This is a genomic window from Xanthomonas bromi, from assembly GCF_900092025.1.
GTDB lineage: Bacteria > Pseudomonadota > Gammaproteobacteria > Xanthomonadales > Xanthomonadaceae > Xanthomonas > Xanthomonas bromi.
Window position 1 is genome coordinate 22,612 of record NZ_FLTX01000071.1, and the last position, 15,881, is coordinate 38,492.

16 protein-coding genes and 4 pseudogenes are annotated in these 15,881 nt (G+C 60.2%); 7 read left to right on the forward strand and 13 right to left on the reverse strand.

All coding sequences use genetic code 11. The features are described 5' to 3' along the window. Positions 1-36: 36 nt before the first annotated feature. Together XBLMG947_RS18950 and XBLMG947_RS23835 are read left to right on the forward strand one after the other, a co-directional pair. A pseudogene (locus XBLMG947_RS18950) lies at positions 37-3,164 on the forward strand (multidrug efflux RND transporter permease subunit). 214 nt (positions 3,165-3,378) lie between these two features. Beyond that, a complete protein-coding gene (locus XBLMG947_RS23835) occupies positions 3,379-3,762 on the forward strand; it encodes a hypothetical protein (protein WP_083993263.1) in 384 nt (127 codons plus the stop codon). A gap of 49 nt (positions 3,763-3,811) precedes the next feature. Here XBLMG947_RS23835 and XBLMG947_RS18955 read toward each other — a convergent pair whose 3' ends face one another. From XBLMG947_RS18955 to XBLMG947_RS18995, 9 genes are all read right to left on the reverse strand, one after another. Further along, positions 3,812-4,000, reverse strand: coding sequence for a hypothetical protein (locus XBLMG947_RS18955; protein WP_065470124.1), 189 nt, complete (start codon positions 3,998-4,000; stop codon positions 3,812-3,814). 110 nt (positions 4,001-4,110) lie between these two features. Then, positions 4,111-5,256, reverse strand: a complete 1,146-nt coding sequence (locus tag XBLMG947_RS18960) for a zonular occludens toxin domain-containing protein (RefSeq protein WP_065470125.1) — start codon at positions 5,254-5,256, stop codon at positions 4,111-4,113. Beyond that, entirely contained in the window at positions 5,256-5,546 is a 291-nt protein-coding gene (locus XBLMG947_RS18965) for a hypothetical protein (RefSeq protein ID WP_245228258.1), read from the reverse strand. The genes XBLMG947_RS18960 and XBLMG947_RS18965 overlap by 1 nt, the downstream gene beginning before the upstream one ends. A gap of 1 nt (position 5,547) precedes the next feature. Next, a complete protein-coding gene (locus tag XBLMG947_RS23290; protein WP_167352052.1) occupies positions 5,548-6,327 on the reverse strand; it encodes a hypothetical protein in 780 nt (259 codons plus the stop codon). A gap of 773 nt (positions 6,328-7,100) precedes the next feature. Next, positions 7,101-7,325 carry a hypothetical protein gene (locus XBLMG947_RS18975; RefSeq protein WP_065470128.1) on the reverse strand — a complete coding sequence of 75 codons (225 nt, stop codon included), beginning with the start codon at positions 7,323-7,325 and terminating at the stop codon, positions 7,101-7,103. A gap of 28 nt (positions 7,326-7,353) precedes the next feature. Beyond that, the gene (locus XBLMG947_RS18980) at positions 7,354-7,554 is read right to left on the reverse strand and encodes a hypothetical protein (RefSeq protein WP_065470129.1); all 201 of its coding nucleotides are present in this window, start codon (positions 7,552-7,554) and stop codon (positions 7,354-7,356) included. A 9-nt stretch (positions 7,555-7,563) separates the two neighbouring features. Then, a complete protein-coding gene (locus tag XBLMG947_RS18985) occupies positions 7,564-7,854 on the reverse strand; it encodes a hypothetical protein (protein WP_139074436.1) in 291 nt (96 codons plus the stop codon). A 107-nt stretch (positions 7,855-7,961) separates the two neighbouring features. Beyond that, a complete protein-coding gene (locus XBLMG947_RS18990) occupies positions 7,962-9,032 on the reverse strand; it encodes a replication initiation factor domain-containing protein (protein ID WP_065470131.1) in 1,071 nt (356 codons plus the stop codon). A 145-nt stretch (positions 9,033-9,177) separates the two neighbouring features. Beyond that, the gene (locus tag XBLMG947_RS18995) at positions 9,178-9,444 is read right to left on the reverse strand and encodes a hypothetical protein (protein WP_167352051.1); all 267 of its coding nucleotides are present in this window, start codon (positions 9,442-9,444) and stop codon (positions 9,178-9,180) included. Positions 9,445-9,650: 206 nt separating this feature from the next. Between XBLMG947_RS18995 and XBLMG947_RS22925 the strand changes: the two are divergent. The 3 genes and pseudogenes from XBLMG947_RS22925 to XBLMG947_RS22935 all read left to right on the forward strand — a co-directional run bounded on the left by XBLMG947_RS22925 (position 9,651) and on the right by XBLMG947_RS22935 (position 10,779). Next, positions 9,651-10,111 (forward strand): annotated as a pseudogene (locus XBLMG947_RS22925) (DUF3693 domain-containing protein). Next, a pseudogene (locus XBLMG947_RS22930) lies at positions 10,108-10,434 on the forward strand (hypothetical protein); the annotation flags it as partial. The pseudogenes XBLMG947_RS22925 and XBLMG947_RS22930, both read left to right, overlap by 4 nt. 33 nt (positions 10,435-10,467) lie before the next feature. Further along, positions 10,468-10,779 carry a chloride channel protein gene (locus XBLMG947_RS22935; protein ID WP_065470133.1) on the forward strand — a complete coding sequence of 104 codons (312 nt, stop codon included), beginning with the start codon at positions 10,468-10,470 and terminating at the stop codon, positions 10,777-10,779. Between the two features lie 238 nt (positions 10,780-11,017). On the opposite strand, the gene XBLMG947_RS22010 is transcribed toward XBLMG947_RS22935, so the two are convergent. From XBLMG947_RS22010 to XBLMG947_RS19015, 4 genes and pseudogenes are all read right to left on the reverse strand, one after another. Next, entirely contained in the window at positions 11,018-11,203 is a 186-nt protein-coding gene (locus tag XBLMG947_RS22010; RefSeq protein ID WP_080098535.1) for a hypothetical protein, read from the reverse strand. After that, complete coding sequence (locus XBLMG947_RS22015; RefSeq protein ID WP_245228259.1) at positions 11,200-11,604, reverse strand: hypothetical protein; 405 nt, start codon at positions 11,602-11,604, stop codon at positions 11,200-11,202. Before XBLMG947_RS22015 ends, XBLMG947_RS22010 begins: the two co-directional genes overlap by 4 nt. A 300-nt stretch (positions 11,605-11,904) precedes the next feature. Next, entirely contained in the window at positions 11,905-12,180 is a 276-nt protein-coding gene (locus XBLMG947_RS19010; protein ID WP_065470134.1) for a hypothetical protein, read from the reverse strand. Between the two features lie 155 nt (positions 12,181-12,335). Beyond that, positions 12,336-12,785: pseudogene (locus tag XBLMG947_RS19015) on the reverse strand (hypothetical protein); the annotation flags it as partial. Positions 12,786-13,193: 408 nt separating this feature from the next. Here XBLMG947_RS19015 and XBLMG947_RS19020 point away from each other — a divergent pair. Both XBLMG947_RS19020 and XBLMG947_RS22020 read left to right on the forward strand, forming a co-directional pair. Further along, positions 13,194-14,516, forward strand: coding sequence for a right-handed parallel beta-helix repeat-containing protein (locus XBLMG947_RS19020; protein WP_065470136.1), 1,323 nt, complete (start codon positions 13,194-13,196; stop codon positions 14,514-14,516). Between the two features lie 601 nt (positions 14,517-15,117). Continuing rightward, the coding region (locus XBLMG947_RS22020) for a reprolysin-like metallopeptidase (protein ID WP_343123841.1) at positions 15,118-15,881 on the forward strand (764 nt) is incomplete at its 3' end.

A 15,881-nucleotide genomic window follows, 5' to 3' on the forward strand; every position in this document is an offset into this window, starting at 1 on the left:
TGCTTATGCGGGCGCCTAGCGCCCCGGTGACCGTCCATGTCCCGATTCTTTATCGACCGCCCCAACTTCGCCTGGGTGGTTGCGATTTTCATCTCGCTCGCTGGCTTGCTGGCCTTGCGCACCTTGCCGGTCGAAAAATATCCGGAAGTTGCGCCGCCGCAGACCAGCATCTTGGCCACCTATCCCGGCGCGTCGGCCCAAGTCGTCAACGACGCAGTGACCAGCGTCATCGAGCAGGAGCTCAACGGCGCGCGCGACATGCTGTATTACGACTCCAGCAGCTCCAATGGCAGTGCACAGATCACCATCACGTTCCAGCCCGGTACCGATCCCAATATCGCCCAGGTGGACGTGCAGAATCGCATTCGTCAAGCCGAATCGCGTCTGCCGGCAGCAGTGACGCAATTGGGTCTGCAAGTCGAACAGACCACCGCCGGTTTCCTGATGCTGTATTCGTTGGTCTACAAGGATGCGGCTACCACGCAGGATGTGGTGCGCTTGAACGACTACGCGGCCAGGGTGGTCAACGACGAGATCCGCCGCGTTCCTGGTGTGGGCCGGGTGCAATTCTTCGGGGCCGAAGCGGCGATGCGCGTATGGGTGGACACCCAGGCATTGCGTGGCTACGGACTGAGCATTGTCGATGTCAATAACGCGATCCGTGCGCAGAACCTGCAAGTGGCAGCTGGCAGCCTGGGCGAACGGCCAGGCGCGCAAGATCAGCAATTGACCACCACCCTGGTGGTGCGCGGTCTGATGGAATCGCCGCAGGACTTCGGTCAGATCATTCTGCGTGCCCAGGCCAATGGCGCGGTGGTGCATCTGTCGGACGTGGCGAAGCTGGAACTTGGGTTGGAAAACTATATCAGTTCGACGTCCAGGAAAACGGTGGCCCGGCGGCGGGGGCGGCCGTGCAGCTGGCTCCGGGCGGCAATGCCGTCGCCACCGTGGCGGCGGTGCGCAAGCGCCTGCAAGAACTGTCGCACAGCTTTCCGGCAGACATCACCTACTCGGTGCCGTTCGATAGTTCGACCTTCGTCAACGTAGCGATCAAGAAGGTGCTGCATACCTTGCTTGAAGCGATGGCGTTGGTGTTCCTGGTCATGTTCGTCTTCCTGCAGAACATCCGCTACACCTTGATTCCGGCAATCGTGGTGCCGGTGTGCCTGTTGGGTACGTTCGCGATGATGAAGCTGCTGGGCTTCTCGGTGAACATGATGAGCATGTTTGCGATGGTGCTGGCGATCGGCATCCTGGTCGACGATGCGATTGTGGTGGTAGAGAACGTCGAGCGCCTGATGGCCGATGAAGGCCTGTCGCCGCGCGATGCGTCGATCAAGGCAATGTCGCAAGTGGGTGGCGCGATCGTCGGCATTACCCTGGTGCTCACCGCAGTGTTTTTGCCGCTGGCCTTCATGACCGGCTCGGTCGGCGTGATCTATCGCCAGTTCTCCGCGGTGCTTGCCGTCTCGATCCTGTTTTCCGGCTTCCTGGCCCTGACCATGACACCGGCGCTGTGCGCGACCTTCCTTGTGCCCATCGACGGCCACCCTGAGAAGAAAGGCTTTTTCGGTTGGTTCGACCGCAACTTCAGTGCACTGACCTTACGCTTCGATCGCCTGAACCATCGCCTGGTGCGCCGTGCCGGGCGCTACATGCTGGTCTACGCCGTGCTGCTCGGTGTGCTTGGTCTGGCATACGTGCAGCTGCCGGAGGCCTTCGTCCCGCAAGAGGACGAAGGCTACATGATCGTGGACATGCAGTTGCCACCCGGCGCCAGCTACAGCCGTACGCGAGCGGCCGGGCAACAGGTCAACGATTACCTCGCTGCGCGGCCGAGCATGCAGGACGTGACATTGGTCTATGGTTTCAGCTTCTCGGGAAGCGGCGCCAATGCGGCCATGGCGTTCCCGTCGCTGAAAGACTGGAGCGAACGCAGCGACAGCGAATCGGCGGCCAATGAAGTAGCAGCCGCCAACGTCGCGCTGGGACGCATCAGCGATGCGACCATCATGGCCGTGATGCCGCCACCGATCGAAGGCCTGGGCAATTCCGGCGGCTTCTCGCTGCGCGTGCAGGACCGCGCAGATCTTGGGCGCGACGCGCTGATGCAGGCGGTGAACCAGCTGCTGCGTGCGGCCAACCAGTCGCCCAAACTGGCGTACGCGATGGTGGAAGGTCTTGCCGATGCACCGCAGCTGCGCCTGGAGGTCGATCGCGGCAAGGCGGAGGCATTAGGTGTGAGCTTTCAGAGCGCGATGGACGTGTTATCCAGCGCGTTCGGCTCGACGATCGTCAACGATTTCGTCAACCGCGGCCGCCTGCAGCGCGTGGTGGTGCAGGGCGCTGCAGGCGATCGCGCCACGCCCCAATCCCTGGACACGCTGCATGTCACCAGCAGCACCGGCAAGCAGGTGCCGTTGACGGCGTTCACCACGCAACGGTGGGAGCAGGGGCCGGTGCAGATTGCCCGCTATAACGGCTATGCCTCTGTCAACCTAACCGGCGAGGCGGCGCCCGGCATCAGCTCGGGCGACGCCCTGGTGGAAATGGAGCGCCTGGCCGCTGCGCTTCCCAAAGGCATCGGCTACGAATGGTCTGCGCTGTCGTATCAAGAAAAAGCCGCCGGCACACAGGCGCCAATGCTGCTCGGGCTGGCCTTGCTGGTCGTGTTCCTGCTGTTGGTCGCGCTGTACGAAAGTTGGGCGATTCCGTTTTCGGTGATGCTGATCGTGCCGGTCGGCGCGATCGGAGCCACCGCCGCGGTGTGGGTCGCTGGGCTTTCCAACGATGTTTACTTCAAGGTCGGTCTGATCACCATCATTGGCCTGGCTGCCAAGAACGCGATCCTGATCGTGGAATTCGCCAAGGAATTGCATGCGCAGGGCACACCTGTACCTGATGCCGCGATGCAAGCAGCCAGGCTGCGCTTCCGCCCGATCGTGATGACATCGCTGGCTTTCATCCTTGGCGTGATTCCGCTGGTGATCGCGCGTGGTGCAGGCGCGGCGAGTCAAAATGCGTTGGGCACCGGCGTGATCGGCGGCATGCTGGCAGCCAGCACGCTTGGCGTCGTATTTACCCCGATCTTTTTCACCTGGGTGATGTCGTATGTCGCTACCCGCAAACGCGCTGCGGCAAAACCGACGGAGCCGTCCACATGAGCGGGCCGGGCAACAACGTGCCGCCATGAACCACGGTAGCAAGAGGCGGTAATCAACGAAACGCTGCCAGCGGCTGGCCGGGGCTGCGTTTCGATCTGCCACGCATAGTTGCATTTCTTACATAATATACATTATGCGAAATCGCATTGTTGACGCTGCTTTGCGCTTTGACGGCCTATCACTGCCAGTCCCTCCACAGGAAGCGGACTGGACAATGACGTTTGACACCTACGAGCGCGTAGACCTGACCGGCCCTTGGGCCGGTTTTGGTTTTCAGGGACACCGATTCTTCACCCCGGAGAATTACGACATAGAGCCGTGCGACATGCGGTACTGGGCGCTGACGTGTGCCATCGCACGCGAGTGGTCGCTGATGATGTCCGAGGAGCGCAATGCGCGTTCGGAGAATCCTAGAACGCCTACGGCCACTAGGTCTCCGGGGTCACGGGTTTCTGCAGGCGCCAACGTCATCTACCTGCGGGACGTGCTCAGGGAGAAGAGTCAAAAGCGGTTATCAGTGGGGAGTGGTCTGGGGGTAGCCGGCAGTGGCCAGCGCAGCCCAACCGGACGGGGGCGGCGACGTCCACGGCGCGGGTGAGGCGTTATCCGTAGGGGCGATGCCCCTACACCCCAGGTCATGGCCTGGATCAGCCGTACCGGCGTGCCAGCTCGGTGACGTACCTGGCCACCGTGCGTTTGGCAGATCCGTTGGCGATCACCTGCCGGATCTGTTCGAGCAGCAGGGTGTCGCTGAGCTCCTGCAGGTTGCGCCGGCCCTTGACCAGGCGCTTTGCCTGGCGTTCCCGGTAACGCTTGGCTCGCTCGGCATCACTCATTGCCCACAAGCCGTTGGCCGGTGGCCGACCTGGTCGTCCGGGAATATGGAGCTCGAGCGTGCTCGTGTCATTTTGGTCGCGCATACCCTGTTCCCCTTGTTGGTGAGTAATCACAGCTGCGCTGTGGTGTCTGGAATCGTCGTAGCGGTTTGATACGGCTTGGACTCAGGGAACGTGCCTGCACCGCGGGAGTTGTTGCCGATCAATGCCCCAGGCACTGAGGCCACCTGGTCGTGTTGCACCTGGTCAACAGGCGGAACGTAGGGCGGCGGCGGTGTCACCGGCTGCTTGTACGGGTTGTAAGGCGTGCTGTTCCTCGCAACGGTGCGGCACTCAGGCTGGCTCATCTCGTACTTGGTGCCCTGCTCTGTCATGCAGCTGCAGGAGGCGTCGCGGTGGTGGCCACTAGCGTCGTTGCCGGCCAGGCTGGACATGCAGTACAGCTGCGGCTGCCCTGCAGGGGTTCCGCCGTCGTAGATCGGCGCGGTCCAGGGCATCGAGGCGAATCGGGCGACATGGGCCTTGGCGTAGTCGGTGGGTGTGTCGTAGGTACGCGGCCCCGGTGCGCCCTTCGCTAAAGCTCCAGACACCCCGGTGCCGCTTTGTTTCGTGGCGGCTTCCTCGTGGAGTTTGTCCACCTTCGCGCTATAGCTGTGCTTCAAGTAGTAGAGCGCGCACACGATGATGAGGACACCAATGGCGACCATCTTCAGCCAGGTCGGAATGCTGCGCTTGGTGGTGACCAACGTGGTCGAGGTGTAGTAGTCGAAGACGTACTTCGGCCGCACCCAATCGACGATGTTCCCGCACGGGCCCGCGACGTTGCCCTGGTAGGCGTCCCACTTCTTCAGCTTGGTTTTGCTCTTCATGATCGAGGTCTGCCGCACATGGCAGTGTTCCTCGTAGAGCCCACGCAAGAACGGATCCAGCTGCAGGCCCTGCTGCGCGATCAGGATGAAGTCGAAGCCGCGATGGCGATGGCGTGCCATCGGCTCCACATGCTCGGGCACCTTCGCACCTGGGTTGCGGTTCGGAAACACGGTGTAGCACTCGTCGAGAATGATCACTGCGCCATCTGGGCAGTCCTGCCACTTGGTGGGATCTTCGAGGTGCTTCCACCCTGCCCGCTCGTAGTCGAAGTCCTTGATGCCGTGAGCGTAGATCTCGCGCCCTTCTTTCTTGAACGCAAACGCCTTGTCGATCGCATAGGCGGTCTTGCCGTGGCCAGGCTGGCCGGTGACGAGGTAGAGGGCCATTAGGATTTCACCAGCTTGGAGAGGATGGCTTTCTGCGACACCGCTGCGGCGATGGCGGAAAGAATCATGGTCACGGACACGCCGATACCGCTGGCGTCCCAATAGGCGACGCCGACGGCGCCCAGGCCAGGCAACCAGCCAGCGATAAACGCCTTGAGCGATGGCAGTGCGACTTCGTGCGCAACGAAGCCGATGCCGAAGGCGATCAGCACCCGCCCGACGATGCCGGGAAGATAGGTGCGGAGCGCCTGCAGGAGCGCGCTAATCAGCGCGCCAATGATCATAGGCATGTCAGCCCACTCCTCTAGCGAGAATGAAGACAGAGACGCACGCCGAGACGGCGATGAGGCCGGCGCGCAGGCGTGCGATGAAGGTGCACCACATGGGTGGTGGTGATGCAAAAGTGGCCGAGTAGGCGCTAGCGATCACGCCACCGCTTGCAGCCTCGAAGCCTGGACAGGCGCCACCGCCGCCGAAGCCAGATTGATCGAGGTCGTCGGTGCTGATCTTCTTGGTGCTGAGCACCTTGGTGTCGCCATCAGAGGAGCCGGCGCCAGGGTCCTGGGACATGCCGCCAACCTTGGTCCAGGCGGGCTGATCACCATTGCTGCCACCATCCCCGGTGCCCTTGGCTAGCAGCTTCTCCGCAGCACAGGCGCTGCGCCACTGGAACACCATCGAGTTGTACTCCACAGCGTCGCATTTCTCACCGGTGCAGACAGGCATCGAGGCACACGTTCCGCCGCTGACGTTGCGGTTCCTGCGGGTGTTGCAGTCAATTCGCCATTGGATACGGGCTTGACCGCACATGATGGCGTCACCGCTGCAGCTCGGAGGGTTATCGCAGTTGTCGCCCCCGGAAAATTGGCTCTTCTCGCCCTCTCCTTCGCCGTCGCCGTCGCCGTCTGGCTCGCCGTCACCGTCACCGTCTTTCTTGCAAGTGCCGTCGGGGCCTTTGACCTCGCCTTTTGCGCACTGGCCGTCACCCGGCAGGCAACTACCTGTCGGCGATTTGATTTGCCCTGCAGGGCACTCGTTGTCCTTGGGCTTGCAAGTGCCGTCCTGGCCCAAGACCATGCCCTCAGGGCACGAGTTAGGCTCGCAGGTACCCTTCGCGTTCTTCGACTGGCCCTCAGGGCAGTTATCAGGCGGAGTAGGCTCACACACGCCGAGGTAGCTATTCCAGTGGTACCCCTTCATACCCTCGCATGCCTTAGGAGGATCTTGAGGACATAACGCACCGGTGGCCTTCCAAGTCATCGTATCGTCAGCATTACCAAACCACACACCATCGCAACCATTGCGGCACCCGATGCTGCCAGAGCGCGCACTGCCAATGTATGTACCCCACGGGCCTGATCCGGTGTAGTCCGGCTCCGAGCTACAACTATCAGTGCTGGTGTAGAAGCGCGGACCATTGCAATCGCTCTGGCCGTTAGTTCTGAATCCGTAGGTGTCCTTGGTACCGCAATCCCATATCTCTGCAGGGGCTGTAAGCCCATTCGCTTTCTGATAATCAAGCTGAGCAGAGGCAGCAGCATGGGCATCCGCTTGACTGCACTTGTCAGCAAGGGACATGCAAGAGAAGCGCGTGACTGCGGCATCAGCACGACCAATGCCACACCACGAAAATGCGATGGCAACGAGAACATAAGCGAGGCGTCTAGCGATCGCAGAAGCGAACACGCGGCCGAGAAAACTCAGCTGTCCAGTGCGAGCCATACCGCCCCCAAGATCGCGATCATGACGAAGTAACCGACGTATTCCATAACTCCCCCTTTCGTGTTGCGTCACAAAAAAGGGCGGGGAAATCCCCGCCCTGCCCTGTCTGCGTGGCTGGCAGATTACTTGGCCAGGCGACGGCCCAGGCCGATCATTGCGATCACGGCGCAGGCACCCAGGACGATCACGCCACCGGCGAGCAGGTCGCCCTTGTCGATGCCATCGGTCATGGCGGCAGCGACTTCGCCAGCAGCGAAGGCCGAGCCGGTCATGACGGTTGCAGCTGCTGCAGTCACGGCGGCAGCGATCTTGGCCGGGGCGGAGAAAACGCGGTTCTTGGTGTTCATGTGGTGCTTTCCTTTGATGGTTGGTTGGTCAAGCGAGAGTGAGACGACGCCCCTGCCGAATCATGAAACCGATGGCCCAACTGCCCGCGATGATTGCGGAAACAGCCAGACCCTCGCCCGCGTCCATCGGCGGAGGAAAATTGGACACGGGTGCGTAAAACGGTGCAGCGCATTGCTGCGTCGACGCGTTGTAGTCAGCCTCTTTGCAGTGGAGGACGTAAACGGTCATGGAGGTCCCTTAAGCAGCCTTGACGGGCTGCTGGGCGCCCTGGGCAGGCTTGTCAACGCGGACAAGCGTTGGCTTGCGCGGAAGCTCGAAATCGCCATAGCGACTGACGGACACGTTGTCTTCGAGGTTGTAGTCGTAGACACCGTTTTCGTAGGGCGGTTCCTTGCCCAGATCCAGGCGGACCGTCTGGCGGAATTTCGGCGTTTCGGCCATTGCTTCCTGGGTGCGGATGATTCCACTACGGCCCTGCTTTTCCCAGTGCTTTTCGGTGACGTGCTGGCTGCTGATCGTGATCTTCATTGCGATGGTTACCTTGATGGCGATGGTGCGGATTCCGTGATGCGTCACGGTACGGTGGTGGTGATGTGCTGGGCCCCGCGCCGCAAGCGACACGGTGCCCCGGTGGGTTAGGCGCAGTCGGGGAATAGCTCGTCCAGCTGGTTGCTGATGCGAACCTCTAGGTCGAGTTGCTGCAGGTTCTTGAAGCGGCCGGGTACGCCGTCATGCGACAGGTAGCGCTGCAGGACAGACACGGCGTATTCCGGGCTGCGGGTGTTCAACGCGTTCCACATGACACGAAGCGCAGTGCCGGCCTGCGTGTCGATGAATTCGATCATCGCTTTGACCGATGGATTGACGGTGCGCTCCTTGAGCTGCAGGCGCGTCAGTTCACCCACGACCAGGTCGGCAAGAACGGTGTAGGCGCTGGCGAAGTACTTGCCGGGGTTGGACAACGCATCGAGCGGCAGATTGATGCGCTTGGCGTAGAGGCGGAGTTCACAGCGGACCCACTCACTTTCAGGGTCGCCGAGCTGCTTGCCCTTCTCATAGATGCAAAGCTCTTTGTGGCCCTTTTGGCCGACATAGAACGAACAGCCCTTGTTGCTGCCGACATCGCTGATGTGCTTTGCACCAGGCGGACGGCCGTTCATGGTGAACGCGCCTTCTAGGTAGGCATCGTGGAACTGCTCAACGTCGAAGATCTGGCCGGAGTGGTCATCAATGGCGATATCGACGCGGGTCAAATGCGCGCCGAGATCCTCGGCGATGCGCTCGACAAACGGCCAGCTGGGAACGTGGCTGCAGCCCTGCCCTGTCAGGCTGATCATCACCTCACCGTCGTCGGAGAGGCCGAGGCGGCCACAGACGCTGGAGGTCTCATCGATGAGCATCGCGCTGCGCTGATAGCGAAAGTTCCACAGGCGGTCAGCGAGGGGCCCGGCAACGATGCTGCTGGACGTGCCGAAGACATAGGCGACCATCTGCTGAGCGTTCATGCGCTTGAAGAGGTTGACAGCCTTGTCGGAGTCAAGGACCAAAGTGCAGAAATCGATAATCGGCTCGGAGAGGCCTGCGAGGGTCTGAGACTTTTGGCCCGTGTTACTGCTCGGGCCACCCGGCTCCGCCGGGCCTGCACCGGTCTGATTGCAGGCTGCGACCGGTGAAAAGGGTAGGCAAAGGGCGAGAAGAGGCGTCACAGCGCAACGTCCTCAAGGGCGGTGGTGCGGAAAAGCGTGGGGCCGTGGGCCCCACACCCCGTTTGCGTGGGCCTGCGGCCGGCTGGTGAGGCATCAGCCGTGGGACGGCTGCCAGAGCGCTTGGCGTTGGCGACCAGGGCACGGCTCATGCGCACGCCTCCGCAGCATCTTCCGAAGTGGTCTCTCTCCAACCATGCACCGGGGCAGAGATGACCGTGTGCAGCCCGCCATTGGGCTTTGCGGTGTACAGGTAGCAGCGCGACGTGTGCAGCTGGCGCTTGGCGTTGGCGACCAGGCTGCAGGCGCGGTAGTCGGCGTCAACGCGGTTGAACGAGGCTTGGCGGCGATGCGAGATGAGACCGATGACGGCGCGCAGGTATGCGCACGCGATCAGGACCAGCCAGATGGCCACGATAATGTGATGCGTCACGAAATGTCCCCTGTCCCTGTTATGCGCCCTCGCCTGCTTCTGGCTGTAGTCCCTCTCGGGACGGCGGTGGCTACCCTACCCAGCCCGGGCTCCCCCCGGGGGGTACCGGGGGGCGGGACGTTACCCAATGAGGTAACGCGAGCGCATGTAAACTCGCCGGGTCACAAAATGTCAACCCTGAGGGTCACATGAGCGCTACAGATGAGCTACTTGACAAGGTGAAAGAGAGTTGCTCTCTGCCGTCAGACATGGCTTTGGCGGAAAAATTGGGTGTCAATCGCCAGATGATCTGGAAGGCGCGGCACGAGGACAAACCGCTGTCAGATGAACGGATTGCGCAACTGTGCGCGATGGGAAAACTGGATGGCGGCTCTTGGATGGCAAGAATTCATGCCGAACGAGCGGCATCGCCAGCTGAAAAAGCCCTATGGCGATCAGTGTTGGACAGGCTAAGCGCGGCCGCCGCGGTGGTCGCGCTGCTGGTCCTCGCCGTGCACACAGGAGCGCATGAGGCGCTGCTGATGGCGCTCTCCCCCGTCGCCATAACGCCCACCTGCTATACATTATGCGAACTGGGCTGTTAATGCTGCTGTTAGCCCTCGTGGCCTACAACTGCCGGTCATTCCACAGGAAGCGGACTGGACAATGACGTTTGACACCTACGAGCGCGTAGACCTGACCGGCCCTTGGGCCGGTTTTGGTTTTCAGGGGCATCGATTCTTTACACCGGAAAATTACGACATCGACCCGTGCGACATGCGGTACTGGGCACTGACGTGCGCAATCGCGCGCGAATGGTCGCTGATGATGTCCGAGGAGCGAAATGCTCGATCAGTGACCCCGCGAACGCCTACTGCCACAAGAACCCCAGGATCATGGATCTGCGCAGGCGGGAATGTCATCTGCCTGCGGGACGTACTCCGGCGCAGGCGTGAGAAGCGGTTGTCAGTGGGGAGTGGTCAGGGGGTAGCCGCCAAATGCCCGCTCATCGTCATCGGGGGCCGTATGAGCTACAGACCGCAAAACAACCATGAAGGGCTCTGGTGGGAAATCGCCTTGGGCATCTTCGTAGGCCAGCTGATGATCGCAGCGCTGGCCGGCATCGTGGCGCTGTGCCTGGGATACTTCACCCTGCGCACCGTCAGCGCAGCACTGCCGGCAGTCACGCCGCAATCGCTATACACGCCCCGCTCCCAGCGTGTGGCACCGGCACCGCTACAGCTACGCGAACTGGAAACAAACGAGCGGTGCATTCAGCACAAGCGCTTCCAGCGACTGCCGAATGGCTGGCAGGAATTGCCGAACGATCCGTGCTGATATTTATCTGACGCGTCAGATATCGTAAGGGTAACGGTCCTGCAAGTCACGGGCATAGATGCCGGCGAGCTGGGCGTACTCCGGCGCAGGCGTGAAAAGCGGTTATCAGTGGGGAGTGGTCAGGGGGTAGCCGCCAGTGGCCTGCGCAGCCCGACTGGACGGGGGCGGCGACGTCCACGGCGCGGGTGAGGCGTTATCCGTAGGGGCTACGCCCCTACACCCCTATAGGCCCGTGAAACTATTTCCGCTGACGCAGTTCACGACGCAGCCGCCAGTTATCAACTACAAACACAGTAAGGAATAGCACAGACAGGATACCGAACGCGTCATCGCCTGCATACTTCCAGAACGCCCAGCTGAAAAAGCTAACCACGATGCCGGTAGCGAGTAATGCAGCGCCATCTTTAACCTTTGATGCGTTCATGAGCTGACCCCGCCATGCGCCTTTGCTAGCGCTGCAAAACGACTGCGGCCTTGCAGACTGGTTTTATAGATAATCGGCTGTCTCACCAAGACATTTCTTACATCGGGAGGCGCCTTAAACTCGCTGGCGGCCATGAGTACCTCTGTAAGCGTGGTTCCGCAAGCAAGGTGGCGACCGGTAGCTACTGCTGCGCTACCGATCACTGCACCCAGATACCAAGACGCAGAAAGTCCAGCTACGGTAATAAAACGTTCGTACCGCGTTCCCGCTTTAATTAGCTCCATTACCGTAATTCTGGGGCCGAATTTTTCTGCGAGACCAACGAGCGTCACGATGGCCCCGTTAACTGCTGTTACGTTGCCGTACAAAGAATCGGGAGCCGGGAGGCCAAGCGCATTCATGTTTTCGCGAAAGTATGAGGCCCAGCCAGGTTGGTCAACACATGCGTCCATGTAAAGCCTGATAAGGATTGTCTCGCTTGAGTATGCGCCAGGAAAATAATCGTTGGCAAATAGTCACAGCGATCTACCGAGGTGATCTACCTGCGGGACATCCTGCGCCAAAGGCGCAAAGAGCAGTTATCAGTGGAGACTGGCGCGAGGTCCGCCGATAGAACGCATGTGGTCCGACAGACGCTTGGGCCACGAGGTCCACGGCGCGGATGGGGCGTTCGGCTCATGAGTCACGATTTTTCTGACGCGTCAGATATCGCAGGGGTAACGATCCTGCAGGTCGCGCGCATAAATGCCGGCGAGCTGGGCGCTGCCGCTGGTGATGGCACGCCGCAGACGGTCGAGCAGTTCCATATCGGTGAGCACCTCGCCGCGCGTGTAGTTGTTGACCACTGCCTTCCGACGCTGGCGATACGCCCTGCTGTGATCGGCTGCGGTCTGCGCTGCAACGCCATTGGCAGGCGGACGGCCACGACGCTTGGGAAGCTGCATTTCGAGGGTGCCGGGATCTTTGTCGTCGCGCATTTGAGTGGTCCGCCGTGTCGATGTGTCGATGTGTCGATGTGTCGATGTGTCGATGTGTCGATGTGTCGATGTGTCGATGTGTCCATTTTAATCTGACGCGAATCTGACGCGTCAGAAAAGTCTAATGACGATTAGTTATCTGACGCTTCAGAAAATTAGATCTGTGACGCCGTGTCCGGGATCGTCGTCGCGGTCTGGTACGGCTTGGACTCGGGGAACGTGCCCTGGCTGCGCGGCCCATGCTCGATAACCCCGCCACGTACATGGTCGCGTTCGACGCCGCCGCCGTCACTCCCTACGGCCGCAACGCCAGCAGCGCCGACGCTCCCATCGGGGGCCATGTTGTAGAGCCGTGCATCCTTCTCACGAACGGGCGCGGTCCAGGGCCACGCGGTCGCCACCATGATGTGCTTACCGGCCGACAGCCGAACGCCATAGCTGACGACGCTAACGCTGTAGCCCAGGGCGCGCAGCTGCGTCAAATCAAGCTGCTCGATGACATTGTTGCTCTCATCGATCCACTGCACCCACGTGCGATCCTGATCCCCTACCCGCGCACGCGCCGCCAGCCGAATGCGGCCCTTACCGGCCAACTCGGCCACGTAGAGGGTCGGCAGGGATTCGTGTAAAAAACAGCCAAAAGTGAGCTGAATCACTGAAAGTCGGAGATTTATCACACGGATCCCTGCCGGCCCTCCACAGGGTGAGGACGGTAGGACGATCCACGACGGTTCTCCATCGCATGGCGCGGGGCGATGCGATGCCGGACACAGGGCGGCCGTGAAACGTCGCGCCGCAGTGCGGGCAGCGGCAGCGCCCGCATCGATCCAAATACTATGTCCCGTTTGCACACTTCTACCTTGCGGCACATCGAAACGTCAACCGCCTTGGCAAAACCGAGCACGACCACTGGCGAGCGCAAACCTGTTCCCGCAGGCTGCGCGACTCGCGGCTCGCGCCACGCCGGGTTAGCGGCACGCAGCCACTTTCATGCAGTACACCAGGGACATCCGATGCACCTCTCTCTTCGCACCATCGTGGCGATCGCCTTTGCCGCCTGCGTGCCGCCGTGCACGTCCGTTGCCGCCGACTGGTACGTCGCGCCCACCGGCAACGACGGCAATCCCGGCACTCGCGCCGCCCCCTTTGCCAGCGTGATGGCTGCGCAGGCCGCCGCGTCCAGTGGCGATACCGTCTACCTGCACGGCGGCACCTATCGCCTGACCAGCGCCAACATCAGCGTAGTGCGGCAGCCCTACGCCGTGGTTAACGAAATCACCAAGCCTGGCATCGCCTATGTCAACGTCGCCAACGAGCGGCCGGTGTTCGACTTCTCTGCGGTGACGCCCACCGGCTTGCGCGTGGCCGCATTCCGGGTGGCCAGCAACAACTGCGTCTTTCGCGGATTCGAGGTGGTGGGTGTGCGGATCACCATTGCAGACCGCCTGACCCAGTCCGAAGCATTCCGCGTTGACCGCGGCAACGGCAACCTGTTCGAAAATCTGGCGATCCACGACGGCCAGGCGATCGGCTGGTACCTGGTTTCCGGCAGCGACAACCGGGTACACAACGTGGATGCCTATAACAACCGCGGACTAAATGCCTTCTCCGACGGAAATATCGACGGTTTCGGCGTGCATCCGACGCTTGCGGGAAGCAGCGGAAATCTCATCGAAGGCAGCCGCGCATGGTTCAACAGCGACGATGGCTTCGACCTGATCAATGCCGCTGCTGCAGTCACCCTGCAACGCAATTGGTCGTTCTACAACGGGTACGACAGCGCATTCACGCCGCTGGGCAATGGCGCAGGCTTCAAGGCAGGCGGCTACGGCCGCAACGGAAGCGAGTATCCCAAGCCGGTGCCGCGTCATATCGTGCGGTTCAATCTGGCAGTGGGCAATCGATCCAACGGCCTCTACGCCAATCACCACATCGGGGGGCAGGAATGGATCAGCAACACATCGATCAAGAACGGCCGCGCCAATTACGACATGCAATCCACCTTGAGCGACAACCTCACCGACGTGCCGGGATACGATCACGATCTGGCCAATAACCTGGGATTCGGAACGCGCATCGAAATGATCAACCTGGGGTCTGCGAGCGAGAACGATATCGGCCGTAATTCGTTCAATCTTCCCCTTGTCGTCAGTGCGGGCGATTTCGTCAGCCTGGACGAGCGCCAGCTCATGAGTCCGCGCCAGGCCAACGGCGACCTACCCATCATTACCTTCGCCACCCTGGCACATGGCAGCGCGTTGATCGACGCCGGCGCCGATACCGGTGAGGCTTTCAACGGGCGTGCACCGGACTTGGGGGCATTCGAGGCGCGTTGATCCGGGCGATGGCGCCAGCCGCCTGGCCGGCGGTCAGCGCCATCGTGCTTGGCAGGATTGAGGGGCGGCAGGGATTCGTGTAAAAAAAAGCCAAAAAGTAAGCCAACCTTGTTGTAAAAAAGGGTTTTTCAAGAATTCCTGCCGACCCTCCTGGTGAGTCCTACTCAGGTTAGACCCAACAGTCGTGTCATCAGTCGTCGGCCTTTAGATTAAATAGTTTAGAGAGACTTCGGTCCCGCACGTAATTATTCCCTGCCGAACCTAAAGTCGGGACGTTGCGAAATAGCATTAAGATAAATATAAATAATATCCATTACTTTTATAAATTATCGAATATAAACGTATAAGCATTACTATGCACATGTCCCCTTGATCTTCCAGGTGAATTTAATGCACTTATGACGGACGCCACAAAGAAATGCATAATGCATCACAATTACATCAAAATCCATCTAGAGGGGCGTTGAAGTTATCGGATCTTTTCAGCATAGTTACCCCGCAGGGCGGAATTAAATTACTACGTGTGCGCGATAAATATGGCTACGCAACGACGTATTTGTTTCACGTCGTTGCATTAATTACCCAAATAAAATAGGTCTTCATGAAAATAAATTTTTTAGCGGCGACGATCTTCCTGGGGCTCAGCTGCGCTAGCACCTCCATGGTATCGGCAGCTGACCAATGGCTCTCATTTTCAAGTCAACAGAAGAGTAGGATCACTTCAACGGAAAGGCTAACCCCGATCAGAATCAACGAATCGCAAGCCTACGATAATGCGGCTGCCGGTGGCCTTTGGTTACCGCTGCCAGACGGCCGACGCATCTATGCAAAAACTATTTCGCAGAACACCCAGGACAATGATCATTGGACTTTCGTCGGCACCCTCCCCGCAGAAAAGCAAAGTGTAGTGATCACCTTCGGCCGCAACGCAGTATTCGGATCAATTCCGGTCGGCGACAACACATCGGTTCGTATCGTTACCCAGGCCGGAAAGCTGTATATTTCAGAACGGCTACCAAAAGACATGGCTCTTGACCGCCTCAAGAGCCATGATAGTGCCATGGTATCCGACTACCTGATTCCGCCGAAACCACCGTTAAGCGAGCAAGATTTACAACACAGCCTTGCACTAGTGAGGCAGGCGACCAGCGCAACGACCCCGGCGGTGGTCGACGTGCTCGTAGGTTATACCCCTGGCTTGGTCCGCGAGCTAGGATCGGTTGATGCCGTTAATACCCGCATCAACTATCTGGTCGCCGTTACCAACCGTGCCTACTCGGATAGCCAAGTGAATGGACGCCTGCGCCTGATCGGTACGCAGCAGGTTAATTACACCGACTCCACTACAGATGATGCTGCACTTAA